The organism is Bacillus sp. DWP3-1 (genome assembly GCF_049896565.1).
Classification (GTDB): Bacteria; Bacillota; Bacilli; order Bacillales; family Bacillaceae; genus Bacillus.
Genome location: NZ_JAFCUN010000005.1, coordinates 105785 through 125041, shown reverse-complemented (window position 1 = coordinate 125041; position 19257 = coordinate 105785). Strand labels below are relative to the sequence as shown.

Here is a 19257-nt window from a genome sequence, read left to right as displayed (position 1 = left end):
CTCAGGCCTCCTTTAGTCCAAAATTGATGGCACACGAATATAGCCGTCTTTATGATCAGGCGCGTTTTTGATGACTGCCTCAATGGAAAGACCTTTATTCGGAACATCTTCTCTCATGACGTTTTTCATTTTTAATACGTGTGTTGTTGGTTCAACGTTTTCCGTATCTACCTCGTTTAACTGCTCTGCAAATGAAATGATGCTATCAAGCTGTTCAGTAAACATTTCAGCTTCTTCTTCTGTGATTGCAAGCCGTGCCAAATGCGCCACGTGCTTTACTTCTTCTATTGAAATTCTAGACATGCAGGTTCACCTCCAAAAATGATACGTGTTCGTGGTCATGATCATAAGTCATATACACTTTATCATATCAAATTTTACTGTTCTAAAGCAACTTTACGCAGGCGCGGCAAGAGGCCTTTTCTCTCGAAGCATCATTGTCATCCAACTGATAAAGAAAATATTCATACAGATCACCTTTTATTTTCAGAAAATTTTTACTTTTACTCACCTTTGTAAGCGCATACAAACTGATTCTCATCACCGATCTGTCTATTTTTTCTTCAAAATGTGGAGGTTTAAGAAGGTTGATCACTTGGGAATACTCTGTTAGGTTAAGTAACCATAGCAGTGAGCAGGGCATTCAATCAAAAAACCAGCCCTGACACTTCTGTATATTTTGATTGAGGTGATGTCAAATTAATACGAAAAAGGTGAGAACACAAAATGAGTATTGAAGTTACAATTTCCTTATCTATTTATTTTATCGGGATGCTTGCCATCGGTTGGTATGCATTCAGGAAAACACATGATTTAAATGATTATATGCTTGGTGGACGCGGACTTGGTCCATTTGTTACAGCTCTTTCAGCAGGTGCTGCGGATATGAGCGGCTGGATGCTGATGGGTGTACCAGGTGAAATGTATAAAACAGGTTTATCGACAACCTGGCTTGCGATTGGTCTCATCGTCGGTGCTTACTTGAACTATCTCATTCTTGCACCTCGTTTACGTTCTTATACAGAGATTGCTGATGATGCCATTACGATTCCTGATTTCTTTGATAAACGATTCAAAGGATCATCTTCTTTATTAAAAGCTGTATCAGCCGTCATCATTTTAATTTTCTTTACACTGTATACATCGTCTGGGATGGTATCAGGCGGACGTTTATTTGAGTCAGCATTCGGTGCACACTACATGTTTGGACTGATTTTGACGTCAAGTATTGTTATTTTGTATACATTGTTTGGTGGATTCCTGGCAGTGAGCTTAACGGACTTTGTCCAAGGAGCTATCATGTTTTTAGCATTAGTGCTCGTGCCGATCGTTGCCTTTACACAATTAGGTGGACCTGTTGCCACATTCCAAGATATTCAACAGATTGACCCTAAATTGCTTGATATTTTTAGAGGAACGAGCGTCATTGGCATTATATCCTTCCTCGCTTGGGGACTAGGTTACTTTGGACAACCGCATATTATCGTGCGCTTTATGGCGATTACGTCCGTCAAAGACTTAAAACCAGCACGCCGCATCGGAATGAGCTGGATGATTATTTCAGTAATTGGTTCACTATCTGTCGGTTTAGTTGGTGTTGCCTATGTTCATGAAACGGGTATGAACCTTGCTGACCCAGAAACCATCTTTATCGTCTTTTCTAAAGTGTTGTTCCATCCATATATCACTGGATTTTTACTTTCTGCCATTTTAGCGGCGATTATGAGTTCAATTTCGTCTCAGCTGCTTGTCACAGCAAGTGCGATGACAGAGGATTTATACAGAACGTTCTTTAGAAAAAAAGCATCTGATAAAGAGCTCGTGATGATTGGCCGTATGTCTGTACTAGTTGTCGCTGTGATTGCCCTTTGTCTTTCACTTAACCCAAGTGATACCATTCTTGATCTTGTCGGTTATGCGTGGGCTGGATTTGGTTCTTCATTCGGTCCAGTCATCTTACTTTGCCTATACTGGAAGCGAATGAATCATCATGGTGCCCTAGTTGGGATGATTGTTGGTGCGGTTGTGGTTCTCACATGGATCACGACAGGCCTTAACCATGCAACCGGTATTTATGAAATGATTCCTGGCTTTACGTTAAGTGGTTTAGCTGCCATTATTGTGAGCTTAATGACCAGTAAGCCGACAAAAGCATCAAAACAGCTGTTTACTAAAATGGAAAATCATCTTGAAGAAGAAACAAAATAAAGAACATGAAGGGTCATCTGCCTTATGCGGATGACTCTCTTTTTAAAAATAAAAAGCTTTTCTTTCTTCCGATTCTGAATAAAATAAGAGTTGTGCAGCCATATGGGCTGTGAGAAGATCATATACATGATGTGAAACGTACATGAAGTGAAGGAGCGATACGCATGTTTTGGACAATTGAATGGGATACGGTCTTAAAATTAGCCGTGGCCACCTTAATTGGTTTGATTATCGGGCTTGAACGAGAGCTGAAGAAAAAGCCCCTCGGCTTAAAAACGTGTATTGTCATTGCTGTCAGCTCCTGCGTATTAACCATCATCAGCATTGATGCAGCCTACAATTTCCCTCGAGTCTCTAAGCTTCAAATGGACCCACTCAGGTTACCGGCGCAAATTATATCTGGTGTTGGTTTTATTGGAGCAGGTGTGATTCTGCGAAAAAGCAATGATGTCATCTCAGGTCTCACGACTTCTGCGATGATCTGGGGAGCAGCAGGACTTGGGGTTGCAACAGGTGCAGGATTTTATAAAGAAGCCTTCCTCAGTCTTTTCTTTATTCTGATCAGTGTCGAATTTCTACCATGGCTCTTCCAGCGGATCGGGCCGATTCGCTTACAGGAAAAAGAAATCCGCATCAGAATGTCTCTTTCTGATCGAAACCGCATGACGGATATTTTAAAAGAAATGAAAGCCCTCAATATTCGCATTCATTCTGTTCGAATTGATGATTTAACAGAAAAGAACTACCCGATTATGGAAGTACGCGTACGCGTGCATAAAGATCGCTATACAACCGATGTGTACTTTGATATTAAAGATCTAGAAGGCGTCGTTGGCGTGAAGTGTGATACGGTATAAAAGGTGGTGAGATAAAAGTCTCATCGCCTTTTTTTATGGGAAAAGGGTTGAACCATCGCCTTCATTCAAATAAAATACAAATTATGAAATAAATGATAAAAGGAGATTTTTCATGGGCTCTATGGATCGTAAAAATCGTATTTTTCTTATGAGTGGGATTCTAGCGGTACTCGTATTAGCTGTTCTATTAACCTCACATGATGTCACTCCCGTATCAACAAATGCGGCAGACAAGAAACAAACGAAAACACCAAAAAATATTATTTTTATCGTTGGCGATGGAATGGGGATGCCCGTGATCAAAGCCTACCGCACATTCAAGCAGGAAAAGCTTGGTTCTACAAAAGCACAAACCGTCTGGGACCCGTATTTAGTCGGGATGCAGACCACACATCCAGATGATCCTCGAGATAATATTACCGACTCAGCAGCCGCAGCCACGGCCATGGCGACTGGGAAAAAGACATACAATGATGCCATCGCCGTCAACCAAGAAAAAGAACCTCTTAGAAGTGTCGTTGAAGCAGCAAAGGAAGCACAAATGAAAACAGCCTTTGTTGTCTCATCTGACATCACCGATGCAACACCTGCCGCTTTTGGCACACATAACGTCTCCCGAAAAAACAAAGAACAAATTGCAGACCACTTTTTTGATGAGAAAATAGGCGGAGAGCACAAAGTTGATATCCTTCTAGGTGGCGGAATGCAATATTTTGATCGAAAAGACCGTAATCTTGTGCAAGAATTTAAGAAGAGCGGGTATTCCATTCTACGATCAAAAGATGATTTAACCTCTCAATCATCTTCGAAAATGCTCGGCTTATTCCAGGAGGACGAGCTGGATCGAGCCATTGATCGCCCAAAGCATGTGCCTACTTTAAAAGACATGACGCAGGCAGCATTAACCCAATTAAATCAAGACAACCTGCATGGATTTTTCATGCTGCTTGAAGGCAGTACCATTGATTCTGCTGGACATGAAAATGATGTGGTCGGCGCAATGAGTGAGATGGAGGATTTTGAGAAAGCAGTTCATGCGGCTCTTCAATTCGCTAAAAAGGATCAAGAAACCCTCGTCGTCATCACAGCAGATCATGCGACTGGAGGATTTTCCTTTGGCGCAGATGGTATGACAAGTGAGACCGGCTATAAATGGGACCCAGCACCCATTCTAGCTGCTAAGAAAACGCCTGTGTATATGGCAAAGAAAATCGCAGGGGGTCAATCTGTACGTGATGTCCTTCACACCAATATTGATTTCGCGCTCACAAAAGAGGAAATCTCACAGGTAGAGAAAGCGGCACAATCAGGGAAGGCCAGTACGATCCAACTCAGCATTCAACATATCTTTGATCAGCGTTCTTTCTCAGGCTGGACAACCTTTGCCCATACAGGTGAGGATGTCCCTGTCTATGCATATGGACCTGGTAAAGCAGCATTTCAAGGCTGGATCGATAATACAAAGCAAGGAAAGAACCTGTTTCACATTATTGAATCACCGTCCACCTATCGCCCATAAAAAATAACCCCCGCCTCATCATATAGGCGGGGATTTTCATTTTAAGATTGACTTAGTTTTGTAAAGTCAAACGTCGTAATCGGTGCTGCTTGCTCAATGTCGGAGCGGAAGCCAGCGAGCATGGCCTTCTCTTCTTCTCCAATGGTGGCCAAATCAAATGCTTGATGCAGCAAGCCATAGATCAGCATGTGTCGTAAGCGAAGGAAGTCAGGAATGTAGGCAAGCCATTCATCCCCAAGTTCATTCTCTTCACGATAGCCTTTAAGGAATTGCTTCATAAAGTTTCCTGCAAAAGCAGCTTTGTCTTCGTATGGAATGACTGGGTACCACAAGACATTGTATAGCAAAATGCTGATGTCATTTATAAACCAGTTGTACCCGATATCATCGAAATCAAAGGTCGTAATTTTCCCTTGATCCCAGTGGAAGTTTCCGTGATGAAGATCCGCATGAACCAATCCGTACGTATCCTGATTTTTCGGAAGCTTTGCCAGCTTTTCCATCAACCGATCCGCTTGTTCAAACACAAGAGTCTGATCGGCTGGGACATACTTACGCAGTTTAAGCTGCTCCTCTTCATCCCACTCTTGTCTTTTATAACGTGGGTCTGACAGCTGATAGCTTTTTGTCAGTTTATGCATGCGCCCTGTGTACTGTCCAAGGGCATAAAATAATTCATCGTTCCAGTCTGCCTCTTCCACTTTATGGCCTGATGCTTTTTCATAGACTCGAAGCAAAAATGAACCGCCTTGCCCATCGTCTACTTGCTCGATATCACGGCCATTTAATGAAGCAATTGGTTTCGCAACCGAAAGTCCGCCCTTCGCTAAGTGATGGAGCCATTCCATTTCACCTAAAATATAATCAGGTGATCTGCGGATGGTATGGGTAATTTTTAAAATGAAAGACTCTCCGTCTTTTTTAAGTTCATACACATAGTTTTCTGCATCTGCGATAAAGTGGATGTCACTTCGCTGGACTCCGTATAAATGAGTGGCCTCATCTAAAATTTTTGATTCTTCATATATGGCTTTTACATCTTTATGCATGCTGATTCTCCCTCTTCATATATTTTGCTAATTCTCGAATGGTGTGTTTTTCAGCAAAATTCAAATCATCAACATACCAACCCTTCTTTTCAATCTCTACTTCCATTTTGACAGCAAGTAAAGAATTTCCTCCTAAATCGAAAAAGTCGTTGTCAATTCCTACTTTTTCCACATGAAGAATGTCACACCAAATATCAAAAAGCAATGCCTCGCGTTCATTGGTTGGCTGTGCGTAAAGTCCATGATCTTGTGTCAGTTCCGTCTTTAATAATGCACGAAGACCTTCTTGATCATGTACCTTAAGGGCTTTTACATAACCGCTGTGCAGCGTTTGATCTGGTTGAACCGTTTCCCATGTATAACCTTTAGAAGCTGAATGACTTGCTGCCTCCACCCTTTGACCCTCTATTTCTTCTGCCGAGTGCTGACGAGGTGACAGGTGGTCGACGATCTGAATGTGATTGCTCAGTGAATCGATTTCTTCCACTTGTATACGATATGTTTGCTGCCCCTCAACCTCCTGCATCTGGTGCTCTTGCATAAATGACTTGAACAGCTCATTACGTCCAGTCGATGCAAATGTAAATTCAATGGAAGAAAGCTGGTGCTGACGGCTGTATTCAGCGAGCCATGTCAGACATTTTTGCTCAATCCCTTTCCCTAGAGCACGGCAGCTTAGCATCCATGCATCAATTTTCAAGGTGCCGTCTGCATGATGAGCCAAGATAGCCCCTACAATCCCTTCATGACTGAAGCGATCCGCTGCTTCAATGACCCAGCCCTGGACATGCTCATTTTCCATCCGCTCTCTCAGCTGCTGTTCATCAAAGCGCTGATCATTTAAGCGGAATTGGTTAATACGGCTGCTCATTTGCGCCACGCGGGCAAGGTGCTCTTCTCCCCACTCTGTTACACTCATGGTCAAATTTAAATCTTGTAAAAATTGCTCCATTGACGGCGACTCTGCTTTCTCTTTTTGACGAGCCTTTTCAGCCTTGTAGCTCGTTGTTCGTCCTCTATCTTCATCTGTGACATCATAGCGGTCGAATGCCCAAGCATGCTGGGCGAATAATGGAATCGCTTTTTCATTGGCAGGTAACAGCAGTGTCATCACTTCAGGCAGCTCTTCATTCATACGCAAGCACTGAGCTGGATCATCGTCTAAGAAAATAAACTGAGATAATGAAAGGTTCAGAGAATCTGCCATCTCTTTTAGATGTGCCGGTTTACTTTCCCAATTGATCCGCCAGTCGACGATATCGTCTTTTTGCAAGATCATATCTGGGTGGTTTTCAAACACGCGCCACACATCTTCTTCATTGTTCCTGCTGCTCAAGACAAGCAGGAGCCCCTCTTGCTGCTTTTGTTTTAAAAAGCGCTGAAGCATTTGATGTTCTGGCGTAATGTCGATGCCTTCCACACCGTCTTCTGAAACGACACCTCTCCAAAGCGTATGATCACAGTCAATGGCCGCTACCTTAAATGGTGCACCTTGCCATGCAATGATCTCGCGTGCGACTTTTGTACCGATAGCTCCACAAAAGACTTCAGTGAATGGGAGGTGTGCGGCTTGCTCTCCTTTTTCATCAAAGATGTCATCCATCTGATATTGCTGAGCAAGCTGACGACAATCGATCAACTGAACACCGCCTATCTCAGATAACTGAGCAATCCACTCTTGTTCCACGTCTTGCAGGGTGTCTTTAAGAGCAGCACTTATCGGCAGAATCCCAACAAAATATAGGTTATGTTTCGTTTTTGATTTCAGAACGTTAGCAAGTTCTTCAGCATGCTCTGAAGCCAGTTTTTTCTTTTCTTCCAGTGAGAGATGAGCGGGACCAGTGATATCCTCTAAACGAATGAGCAGAAGATTCGCACCGTTTTTCTTCTGTGAGATAAGGCTGCGCTCATTTAGTAATTCCTGATAAACCTGCCCATATGGTGCAAATTGAACATCGAGCTGCACATCAAACTGCTTGGTCCAGTACTGAATATAAGGTGCGACTGGATCTGCTGTAAATGTCGAGCTGACTGTCAGTACGAGCGGTGCTTTTTCCTCTGCGCGCTCCCTTTTTTCTTTTGCTGCTTGTTCTTCTTCCTGTGAAAGAACAGCGAAATCCTTGAGCAGTTGATCAGGTGTTTGAACAGCCTGTTCGACCAAGTGCTGGAAGTGGTTGACGAAAGCTTGCATCGTCTCATGTTTAAACAGAGCTAGATTGTATTGAAGCACGCACTTTAACTCGCCCGTTACCTCTCTGACAACATCCATTTTCATATCGAGTTTGGAAATTCCCTTTGCAAACTCATGAGTTTCAAATGTCAGTCCATCGGCTTCAATTTTAATATTCGGATCGTACTCATTATGATAAATGAGCATCGTATCAAAGAATGGATTGCGATGCGGTCTTGTTTTTGGATTCAGATGCTCAACCATTTGGTCAAATGGGTACTCTTGATGGTCATACGCATCAAGCAGTACTTGCTTTGTCTGCGCCAATTGCTCTGTAAAGGTTGCTTCTTGTACCATGTCTAGTTTAATTGGCAGGAAGTTCGTAAACATGCCAATTGTATGCTCGATATCTGCATGACGTCGTCCAGCCACAAGTGAACCGACAATCAATTCCTCCTGATCCGCATAACGTGAGAGCAGCAGCCCATAGAGTTGGAACAAGATGACGTTATTTGTCAGTTGATACCGTTCAGCGAGCTGTTCAATTTTCTCAACGATGTGCGGTTCAATATTAAATTTAATCGCTCTTCCTAAGAAGGATTGTTCCTTCCGTTCAAAATCATATGGCATTGTCAAAGTTGGCACATTTGAGCCAATTTGCTGCTTCCAATAATCCTGCTGCTTTTGAAACATCTCGCTGCGGAAATATTTGTCTTGCCATTCTGCATAATCTTTATATTGAACGGTCAGTTCCGGCAAGGTTTCCCCTCGATAGAGCTCAGTAAATTCTTTAATAAAGATGTTCATGCTCGCTCCATCCGCCACAATATTATGCATATCGACTAATAAGAGATGATCATGTGCTGCGATTTTCACAAAACGCACACGGATCAATGGTGCAGCCTTTAAGTCAAATGGACGAATGAATTCATCGATTTGTGCTTCTAATCCTTCTTCATCAGCCTCTGTCATTTCAACAGCAAAGTGGAAATCATCATGGACCCGCTGAACCGGTTCTCCATCTTTTAATTCAAAGGTCGTTCGCAATGTTTCATGACGATCAATTAATTGCTTGAAGGTCTGCTCAAAGCGCTCGACGTCAATTTCACCTTTACATCTTAGTGCCATCGGCATGTTGTATGAGGTCACTTGACCAATACGCTGATGAATGAGGAATGTCCGTCTTTGAGCAGCAGATAATGGATACGTGTCTTTCTTTTCCACTGGTTCAATCTTGAAATATTGATGCTTCTCTGCCTTTTCGATGAATGCTTGGAGCTTTTCAATCGTCGGATTGTTGAACATGTCTGTGAGCGTAAGTTCTACACCAAACTCTTTGTGAATTTGAGAAATCAGACCGGTCGCATTTAACGAATGTCCGCCAAGCTCAAAGAAGTGGTCGTCTCTTTCCACCTTTTCAATTCCTAAAATGTCTTTCCACATCCGCTGTAACGTTGCCTCAATATCATTCGCTGCGGCGGAATGGACTTGATTGTTTTTTTCTATTCCCTGTGCCTTGTTTTCCTTCGGCACCACCATTTGCACACCTGAGGATGAAGATAATGCGGATGTATCTACCTTTTCAATCCAATATCTTTGTCGTTCAAATGGATAGGTCGGCAAGGATACTTTTTGATTTGATGTCTGATTTCGCCATTTTGTCCAGTCAACCGGCACCCCTTGAAGCCAGATGTCACCAAGCCTGCCCAGCAGGTAGCGGTCGTCTGCTGCCTCTTCTTTCGGGTGACGCATCAATGGAATCGGCTGCTGATGGTGTTCCTTTGAGGCTTGGCGAATAAAGGCACTTAACGTATTCCCCGGCCCGACTTCAACGAAAATAGGATCAAGCTCCGTTAATAATGTCTCCGCTCCATCACGGAAACGGACCGCTTGCCGCAAGTGATCAGCCCAATATGCCGGGTCTTGCACTGCTTCATGGTCAATCCACGTACCTGTGACGTTAGAAATATACGGGATAGACGGTGCATTCAATTGATACTCAGCTACCTTTTCTTTGAATGATGGCAGGATGTCATCCATCATTTTAGAATGGAAGGCATGAGAGGTGTGAAGCTTCCTGCACCCATGTCCAGCAGCCTCCAGCTTCTCAGCAAGTGCATCAATGGCTGCGGTCTCCCCTGACACTACACATAACTCAGGACCATTTACTGCTGCAAGTGAAAGATCATCTGTTAAATATGGCAGCACGTTCTGTTCACTCAAAGGAACGCTCAGCATAGAGCCTTTTGAAAGCTTGCTAATGAGCTGTCCGCGATAAGACACAAGATCTACGGCATCTTCAACAGATAGTAAACCAGATACGGCAGCAGCTGTGTATTCTCCAATACTGTGGCCGATCAGTGCCTGCGGTTTGACGCCAAAATGAATCAGCAATTTAGCCAAAGCGTATTCCACACTAAACAGAAGCGGCTGCGTATATTCTGTTTGGTTGATCAGCTGAGGATCATCACTTGCTTCTGTTGAGAATAAAATGCTGAATGGGTCAACTGAGATATGCTGTTTGAATTGATTCAAGCATTGATCCAGCGCTTCCTTAAAGACTGGATATTTGTCATAAAGCTGACGCCCCATGTCTACATACTGAGATCCTTGGCCTGGGAAAAGAAAGACGACTGGCCGGCTCGAAGTTTGGGAGCTGGCCGTCTTGACCACCTCTTTTGACCTTTGATTCAGCGCCTGTAACATGTCAGCCGTGTTACTTCCAAGAATGACACGTTTATGCGGGAAATGATGGCGCCCTGTTTGCAGCGTATAGGCAACGTCACTTAGACGAACATGCTGCTGATGCTGAAGTAAATAGTCCGCAAGGCGATCCGTCATTTTCTCAAGAGCTGCTGGTGTTTTGGCAGATAATAAAAGAAGTTCACTATCCTCAGGGCTATCTGCGGCGACACGTGTAGCAGGTGCTTCTTCTAAAATGACATGAGCATTTGTTCCACCAATCCCAAATGAGCTTACACCTGCACGGCGAGGAGATTCCTGCTTGCTCCATGGCGTCAAGTCTGTGTTTACAACGAAAGGCGAATTGGCAAATTCAATTTTTTCATTCGGCGTTTCAAAATGAATCGTCGGCGGAATCACTTGATGCTTTAAGCTTAAAACGGTTTTAATAAAGCCGGCGACACCTGACGCATCATTCAAATGACCAACATTTGATTTGACAGAACCAATGCGGCAAAAGCCTTTTTTATCTGTATCAAACGCTTGCTTGAGCGCTTCAATTTCGATCGGATCTCCGAGGGTAGTCCCGGTTCCATGTGCTTCAATGTACGAAATGGTTTCAGGTTCCACCTCAGCCATTCGAAGTGCTGTTTTAATCGCTGATACTTGACCTTTCGTACTCGGCGCTGTATATCCTACTTTTCTATTTCCGTCATTATTAATAGATGATCCTTTAATGACAGCATAAATGTGATCGCCGTCTTCAATGGCATCCTCTAAATTTTTTAAAATAACGGCTCCTGCACCATCACCAAAAACGGTTCCATCGGCCTTGTTATCAAAGACGCGGCAATGTCCGTCAGATGAATGGATCATGCCTTCTTGATAAAGATAGCCCGATTTTTGCGGCAGGCGAATGGACACGCCGCCTGCAACAGCCATATGACAGTCGCCGCTTAATAAAGCCTGAACGGCTAAATGAATCGACACCATTGAGGTCGAGCAGGCGGTTTGCACCACCATACTCGGTCCCTTCAGATTTAATTTATATGAAATCATCGTCGCTAAATAATCACGCATATTCAGAACGGCAGCTTCCAGTGTTTTCGAATCCTCACCTTGAGCCGCCCCTTGAAGTGCTCTCATGACCCATTCTGTATTGATTCCTGCACCTGTATAAAGACCAATTTGCCCTTTATATTCAAACGGATCGTACCCAGCGTCTTCAAGCGCCGTCCACACACATTCATGAAACAGTCTGAACTGCGGATCCATCATAGCCGCTTCCTTTGGTGTATAGTCAAAGAAATCCGCATCAAATAAATCAACATCATCTAGCATCCCTTTTGCTTTAACAAAACGGGGGTTTTTCAATAAGGCTTCATCTGTACCTTCACGCCGTAATTCTTCCTCTGTAAAAAAAGAGATGGTTTCTTTTCCCTTTTTCAGATTCTCCCAGTACTCTTCTACATTTTTGGCCCCTGGAAAACGACCTGCAAGACCGATAACAGCAATTTCTGCGCCATGATAGTGATTCGTTGTATCATTCATTCTCGATTCCGCCTCTCAATCTTTTATTCCGTTGCTGTTTAAAACGAGCTCTTCGATCACCTGAAGTGACGACGGCTAGTTCTTCTTCCATCGCTTCTTCCTGCGAGTCCTCAGAAGGCTGGATATATTTCGCAAGCTCAGCAACAGATGGGTACGTAAACAAGGTCACAACCGCTTCATTTGTTTGAAGTGCTTGATTTAACCGATTGGTGACTTGAACAATATCCAGCGAGCTTGCGCCGAGATCAAAGAAATTGTCGTGAATGCCCACTTGTTCCATGCCCATAAAATCCTGCCAAACTTGACAGATCGCTTTTTCAGTTTCATTTCGAGGAGCCACATATGGATTGCCGAGCTCTGGTCTTTCGTGCTTAGACACCTCATATGAATCCTCATTCGCTGCTGCCTTCGGCTCTAGTGACAGCCATTGATCCATTCGTTCTTCAAGATTTCCCGTGGACACGAGCATGTGTCGATTCTGCCGGTTAGACAGAACATACTGGAACAGCTCAGCACCCTCTTCTGGTAATATCGCAAGCTCATTTATCGATTCACCAATTGTGGATTCTAGCTCACCCCAGAAATTCCACGCATCCCAGTTCACACACATCCACGGGGTTTGACTATGTTGATTAAGTCTAGCTGCAAATGCATCCATATATAAGTTAGCCGCTGAGTAAGCGGAGAATCCTAAGCCCCCAAGCAATGCACTAATGGAAGAAAAGAGAAGACAAAAATCTGCTTGTTCTTGTTCCAGCAGCTGCTCTAGCACATCGAGCCCTTTCACCTTTGATTGGAATTGATCCTCTCCCTGCGCCAGTGTAGAAGGGATATCTTTGATTGCACGGAAGGATGTACTTCCTGGTAATCCTGCCGCATGGAATACACCATGAACGCCGCCATGCTTTTTGCGAATGGCATCAAATACACGTTTCATCTGATCCAGATCTCCTGCATTCGCCTGCACCGCTTCTACTGTTGCACCTAATCGTTCGAGCTCAAGCACCTTCTCAATTCTCGTACGCTGCGCTTCATCGGCATTTACTTGGTGAACGTATGACGCCCATTCATCTCTCGGCGGCAATGCCGTTCTTCCAGTTAAATAAAGATGTACATTTCCTTCCTTCGCCAGCATCTTTGATAGAACAAATCCGATGCCGCCTAAACCTCCTGTGATCAGATACACACCATTTGGCCTGATCATCTTCGGAAGTCCATCTTCTTTTTGCAGCGGCAAACGTTTGTAGCTCTGCACCCAGCGTTGACGATTGCGATACGCCACAAGCTGGTCCTTTCCAGGCTGCATGATTTCCTGCACAATAAGATCGACAAGTACTTGTTCCTTCCAAGACATGACTTCTGGCACATCTTCCACATCGATATTCCAGCATTTGATATGATGGTATTCCTGTGAAATCACTTTACACGGTCCAAGCATTGCACTTTTCTCTGCACATATCGTCTCATTGCCTGTGACTGGCTGAATTCCGCTAGTGATCGTAAACAGACGGCATTCTCGAATATTTTTTTGGGCAGCAATCGCTTGAGATAAGAAAATTAAGCTGTAATAGCCTTTTTCAATGTGCGCCTGAAAAGCGGATTGACGATTCGAGTTGTCATTTTCTTTCGCAGCTTCCCATAAATGCAGAATCCGATGGATATTGACACCTCTATTAGACAATGAATCTAGCATGTTACGGTAGTGCTGGCCTTCTGCCGGATTGATCGTAAACGACTGATCTTGCTCTTGATAAGCTTCACCCTTTGTGACAGAAATGACCTTGATACCTTGTTGCTTAAATGAATGGGTAAACAGTTCATGAAAAGCATCCTGTTCCCTGAAAATGAGCCACGTTTGTTCTTCTGTTTCTTTTTCGAAAACAGGTTTTAGCGGCTGCTGCTCCCATGAAGGCAGGTAGAACCATTCTTCCATCTCTTTCTTCTTCGTTTCCTTAGGAGCGGATAGCTGCGGAGAAGCCGGCTTTCCTGCTTCAATCCAATATCGTTTCCGTTCGAATGGATAGGTCGGCAGCGATACGAGCTGACGTTCCTCTTGAGTTGGTTGTTGCTGCGCTTTGACCTCGTAGCCGCCTGCCCATAGCTCTCCTATTCTTTTTAAGAAATATGCATGGTCATCCGCTTGTTCTCTTGCATGCCTCACCATATTCAGAACATCATGATGAGACTCTTTGTTTTCATGACGTTTCGCTAATGCCGTCAAGCTGTTTCCAGGTCCAACTTCAATGAGCGCTCGTACTTCATCGGTTAACAGCTGAGATAGACCTTCATGAAAACGAACGGTTCCACGCAGGTGGTTCGTCCAATAAGATGCTGTCATCACCTCTTCACTTGTCGCCCAAGTGCCTGTCACATTCGATATAAACGGAATCGTCGGCTCATGCAATTCTACTTTCTCTACGAATTGTTGAAACGCCTCAAGCATCGGCTCCATCATATAGGAATGAAAGGCATGAGAAGTATGGAGCTGTCTTGTGACAATTCCTTTGTCTTGCAGTTTCTTTTCAAATGCAGTGATATGCTCTTCTCTTCCAGAAACGACACAAAGGTCTTTTGCATTGACAGCAGCAACAGAAAGCGATTCATCAATCATCGAAGTCAGCTCTACCTCGGGTAATTGCACACTAAGCATGGCGCCTTTTTCCATGTCTTGCATCAATCTTCCTCTTGCCATCACGAGTGTTAATGCAGACTCCAGAGAAAAGACCCCTGACAAGCAAGCGGCAACGTATTCGCCGATACTGTGTCCAATCATTGATTCTGGCTCAACACCGCTATGCTGAAGCAATTTGGCTAATGCATACTCAAATATAAAGAGAAGCGGCTGAGCATTTGACGTTTTTGTGATGTCTTCGTTCGTTTCATTCTTGGAAAAAACAAAGCCCTTTAAATCAACTTGCTCCGTTTCCATTACATATTTAAAGCATCTATCTACTTCCCATTTGAACACTGGCTCTGCATCGTATAATCCGCGCATCATACCAGCATACTGAGCGCCTTGACCTGAAAACATAAAGGTCGCTTTACGCCATTTTTTGCTTCGGAACACACTCGTTTCAAGCTGGTTCTGCTGCATCCATTCATCAGCAGACGCGAGCACGATGGCTTTTCGGTATGGAAATTGCTTTCTGCCATACCGCAATGTATAAGCAATATCTTCAAGCGGAACTTGAGGGTGCTGGATCACATACTGCTTTAATTGCTCTGTCATTTTCGCTAAAGCAGTATCCGTTTTTGCTGATAAGACGAGCAGCTGCTTTTGGTTAGAAGCTGGTTTTTGCTTCGCCTGTATGCCCTCTTCTATGATCATATGGGCGTTCGTTCCACCGATACCGAAAGAGCTAACCCCCGCTCTTCTCGGGCCATCTGCTTCCTTCCAATACAACGCCTTTTGATTCACATAAAACGGTGTATCTTTGAAAGGGATCTCCTGATTGGGTGATTCATAATGAATGGTTGGCGGGATCGTTTTATGCTGGAGGGCCAAAATGGCTTTAAACAGACCTGCAATCCCTGCCGCACTATTTAAGTGGCCGACATTACTTTTCACAGAACCGATCGGAATCGTCAGCGGATCTGTCCCTTTGAACACTTGACTAAGGGCAGATACCTCAATTGGATCTCCCATTTTTGTCCCCGTACCATGTGCTTCTACATAACCAATGGATGCGGGATCGATACCTGATTTTTCATACGTTTCTTTTAAAACCTCTGCCTGTCCTTCCACACTTGGAGCGGTAAAACCAGCTTTTCGGCTGCCATCATTGTTCACACCAACCCCTTTGATGACCGCATGAATCGGGTTGCCGTCTCTCATCGCATCTTCATAACGTTTTAGCAGAACAATCCCTGCTCCATCTCCGAAAATGGTTCCGCTCGCCTCTTGGTCAAACGGACGGCAATGTCCATCTTTTGATTGAATCATCCCATCTTGATAGATGTAGCCGATATTTTCTGGAGAACTGACCGTCACACCGCCAGCCAGTGCTGCATCACATTCTTGATTCAATAATGCTTGACAGGCCATGCCAATGTTGACAAGTGAGGTCGAACAAGCTGTCTGCATGGTCACGCTAGGCCCGTGTAAATTCAATTTATAAGAAAGCTGCGTACTAAAAAATTCACGATCATTTAACAGCATTGCGCTGAATTGCTCGGTTGCTTCCATTTGATGTGCAAAGCGCGTCAGCCACTCATGATTTGGACTCGTTCCTGTATAAACGCCAATTTTCCCTGCCATTCGATCAGGGTCACAGCCAGCATCCTCCAGCGCTTCCCAAGCACATTCATGCAAGAGCCTGAACTGCGGATCCATGAGCTCTGCCTCTCTAGCAGAATAGTTGAAGAAGTCTGCATCAAAGCCTTCGATCTCTTGTAAACGGCCTTTTGCTCCAATGAAATTCGGATGCTGATAAACAGACGCATCCAGCCCTGCTTTCTTGAGTTCTTCTTCTGTGAAAAAGTGAATCATTTCCTCGCCATTCACAAGACGCTGCCAAAAGTCTTCTAGCGACGAAGCCCCTGGGAATCTTCCTGCCATTCCGACAATCGCAATATCCGTATGCTCCTGGGACGTGTTCTTTATTGGGAGAGAAGCAGATGTTTGATCACGTTCCATCTGTTCTTCAAACAAATATTCAGCAAGGCTTGCCACTGTAGCAAACCGATACAATTGAACAGTGTCAATTTGTTGATCCATTCGCTCAGATATTTTCGCTGCAAGCTGAGATATATCAAGTGATGTCGCACCAAATTCAAAAAATGGCGATTCATCATCCATTTGATCAAACCCAAAATGAGTTTGAACAATGTCGTGAATATCTTTTTGTAAAGAAGCGAGCGAAGTAAAAACACGCTTTACATCCTGCGGCTTTTGTGGCTCAATGGCTGCCATCGTATTTGTTTGTGCAGAAAAATCGGTTTTATGAAATGGATACCCAGGTAGCGGAATGCGCTGCCTGTTCTTCTCCTCTGTTAAAGGAAAGGATAAGCCGACCCCCATTTCCCAAAGAACACCGGCGATTTGAAGAATGTCTCCATCAAGTGATTCGGTTGATTTTTCTGCTCCCTTTTCAACCACAATGCTTTGTTTTATTGAAAGATCAATGATCAAGGCTGTTGATTCTTGCTCAATCAAAGGCGGTTTTACAGGCTGATCCATATCAAGAAAACGCTTTGCAGACGATGGATGGAAAGTGGTTAGTTCCTCCCCGGTTTGCTGCAAGTAAACAGGCTGTTGGAGTGTCCTCTGAGACAGGGAAGCCAGCCTTTGATTAACCGTCTCGATGTCATGAAGATGGTACACAATAGATGCCGCATCTTTTAGCTCAAGCCCGCCTGCTGCATATAAAGCTGTCCAGACTCCGCTGCCTTCTCCAATCCAACCATCTGGTTCAATTCCGAGTGACCTTAGCTCGTTGGCAAAAGCCGATGTCATGATCAGCATAGCCACTTCTGATTGTCTGCTTTGTTTGGAATGGAACAGCTCGTCTTTTTTGATAGGTACCGCAGATTGGACGAGGCTCATTAATCGATCCACTTCTGTTTTGAAAGAATGATCTTTCTCATACAGCTTGATGTAATCACGTAAACCTGACTCATGATACCCCGTCAGCCTCATGCTGATCCGTTTATAAAGAAGACTTTCTCTACCTGCTGTATCTTGCACTTGCAGTTGCTCTAATAATTCATCCCGCGACGAACAGACAAACGTTTTTCGATATTTGAAGGCTTTTCTTCCACTTTGTAAGGTGTAAGCTGCTTGGCCAAGTGAGAGTTCATGATGTGAGGAGACATATTCCTTCAAGTTTTTTGTCATGTTCTTCATATCATGCGTTGATCTAGCTGAAAGCACAATTAATTCTTTGGACGAGGCCGTGCCGTTTGCTTTTCTCGGCTTCGCCTCTTCTAAGATGACATGAGCATTTGCTCCCCCTATACCAAAGGCACTGACTCCAGCTCTCCTTGGCAAATGAGACGTCTTCCACTCCTCTTTGTCTGTCCCAACATAAAATGGCGTTTGATCAAACGGAATACGGTGATTCGGCTTGTCAAAATGCGGCATCGGGGCAAATTGACGATGATGCAGCATCATGACTGTTTTGATAAAACCAGCCACGCCGCTTGCGGCATCTAAATGCCCAATATTGGCTTTAACTGATCCAATCCGGCAATAGCCTTGTTGATCTGTTTGAAAAGCACGAGTAAGCGCCTCAATCTCAATCGGATCTCCAACAGGCGTACCCGTTCCATGTGCTTCGATATAAGAAATCGTCTCTGGTTCTGTCTCAGCCATTTCTAACGCAGATTCAATGACACTTGCCTGTCCACTCACACTTGGGGCTGTATAGCCGACTTTATTGCTTCCATCATTGTTCGTTGCAGATCCTTTTACGACGGCATAAATAAAATCTCCGTCTTCTATCGCATCTTTCAATCGTTTTAGCGCAACCACGCCTGCACCCTCACCAAAAATGGTTCCTTTTGCTTTTTCATCAAACGGACGGCAATGGCCATCAGGAGAGTAAATCATTCCTTCTTGGTATTGATAGCCTGTGATTTGCGGCTGATGGAGTGTGACACCTCCTGCTAACGCAAGGTCGCATTCACCTCCGATTAATCCTTGACAGGCCATATGAATAGCAACAAGCGACGTGGAGCAAGCCGTTTGTACCGATACGCTTGGACCTTTTAGATTTAATTTATAAGCAATCCGAGAAGCAAAGGACGGGTCATTGAGATGCATGATTTGAAATACATCTTCGTTCTTTTCAAGTGACGACATATGCTGCCCCATCCACGATAGATTGCTAGATGCCCCGGCATAAAGACCAATTAATCCTTCGTATTGCTCAGGCTCATAGCCTGCGTCCTCTAGCGCATGCCATGTGCATTCATGCATCAATCGAATTTGCGGGTCCATAATGGATGCCTCTCGCGGAGAGTAGCCAAAAAAGTCTGCATCAAATGATGATGCATTTTGTAAAAATGGCTTTGCCTTCACATAATCAGAACGCTTTAGCAGCGTCTCATCTACACCCGCTGCCTTTAATTCTTCATCAGTGAAAAACGTAACGGATTCTTTCCCTTGCGATACATTTTCCCAAAACGTTTGCACATTCGGTGCTCCGGGAAACGTACCTGCTAATCCTACGACTGCAATTTCAAGTCCAGATTCGGTCCATTGCTCTTGATCAGACATAC

General features: G+C 44.1%; 7 protein-coding genes. 3 read left to right on the top strand and 4 right to left on the bottom strand.

The genetic code is table 11. The features are described from left to right. Positions 1–12: 12 nt before the first annotated feature. Entirely contained in the window at positions 13–303 is a 291-nt protein-coding gene (gatC, locus tag ACP7A0_RS12330) for an Asp-tRNA(Asn)/Glu-tRNA(Gln) amidotransferase subunit GatC (protein WP_003213898.1), read from the bottom strand. Between the two features lie 423 nt (positions 304–726). Between gatC and putP the strand changes: the two genes are divergently transcribed. The 3 genes from putP to ACP7A0_RS12315 all read left to right on the top strand — a co-directional run bounded on the left by putP (position 727) and on the right by ACP7A0_RS12315 (position 4584). Further along, positions 727–2208, top strand: a complete 1482-nt coding sequence (gene putP, locus ACP7A0_RS12325; protein ID WP_106031378.1) for a sodium/proline symporter PutP — start codon at positions 727–729, stop codon at positions 2206–2208. 164 nt (positions 2209–2372) lie between these two features. Beyond that, a complete protein-coding gene (locus ACP7A0_RS12320) occupies positions 2373–3065 on the top strand; it encodes an MgtC/SapB family protein (RefSeq protein WP_034664661.1) in 693 nt (230 codons plus the stop codon). A gap of 112 nt (positions 3066–3177) precedes the next feature. Then, entirely contained in the window at positions 3178–4584 is a 1407-nt protein-coding gene (locus ACP7A0_RS12315) for an alkaline phosphatase (RefSeq protein ID WP_106031380.1), read from the top strand. Between the two features lie 41 nt (positions 4585–4625). Here the strand turns inward: ACP7A0_RS12315 and ACP7A0_RS12310 are convergent, their stop codons facing one another. Genes ACP7A0_RS12310 through ACP7A0_RS12300 form a run of 3 tightly spaced genes read right to left on the bottom strand, consistent with a single transcriptional unit; the run spans position 4626 to position 19255 of the window. Next, positions 4626–5633, bottom strand: coding sequence for a phosphotransferase enzyme family protein (locus ACP7A0_RS12310; protein WP_060595710.1), 1008 nt, complete (start codon positions 5631–5633; stop codon positions 4626–4628). Further along, positions 5626–12036, bottom strand: coding sequence for an HAD-IIIC family phosphatase (locus ACP7A0_RS12305; RefSeq protein ID WP_426005286.1), 6411 nt, complete (start codon positions 12034–12036; stop codon positions 5626–5628). The genes ACP7A0_RS12310 and ACP7A0_RS12305 overlap by 8 nt, the downstream gene beginning before the upstream one ends. Continuing rightward, positions 12029–19255: a type I polyketide synthase gene (locus ACP7A0_RS12300; RefSeq protein ID WP_223260759.1), complete on the bottom strand. Its 7227-nt coding sequence runs from the start codon at positions 19253–19255 to the stop codon at positions 12029–12031. Before ACP7A0_RS12300 ends, ACP7A0_RS12305 begins: the two co-directional genes overlap by 8 nt. Positions 19256–19257: the final 2 nt, after the last annotated feature.

Excerpts from the sequence above, each read along its gene's own strand:
- ACP7A0_RS12300 (WP_223260759.1), bottom strand. The coding sequence starts at position 19,255 with ATGTCTGATCAAGAGCAATGGACCGAATCTGGACTTGAAATTGCAGTC.
- ACP7A0_RS12320 (WP_034664661.1), top strand. The coding sequence starts at position 2,373 with ATGTTTTGGACAATTGAATGGGATACGGTCTTAAAATTAGCCGTGGCC.
- ACP7A0_RS12315 (WP_106031380.1), top strand. The coding sequence starts at position 3,178 with ATGGGCTCTATGGATCGTAAAAATCGTATTTTTCTTATGAGTGGGATT.
- gatC (WP_003213898.1), bottom strand. The coding sequence starts at position 303 with ATGTCTAGAATTTCAATAGAAGAAGTAAAGCACGTGGCGCATTTGGCA.
- putP (WP_106031378.1), top strand. The coding sequence starts at position 727 with ATGAGTATTGAAGTTACAATTTCCTTATCTATTTATTTTATCGGGATG.
- ACP7A0_RS12305 (WP_426005286.1), bottom strand. The coding sequence starts at position 12,036 with ATGAATGATACAACGAATCACTATCATGGCGCAGAAATTGCTGTTATC.
- ACP7A0_RS12310 (WP_060595710.1), bottom strand. The coding sequence starts at position 5,633 with ATGCATAAAGATGTAAAAGCCATATATGAAGAATCAAAAATTTTAGAT.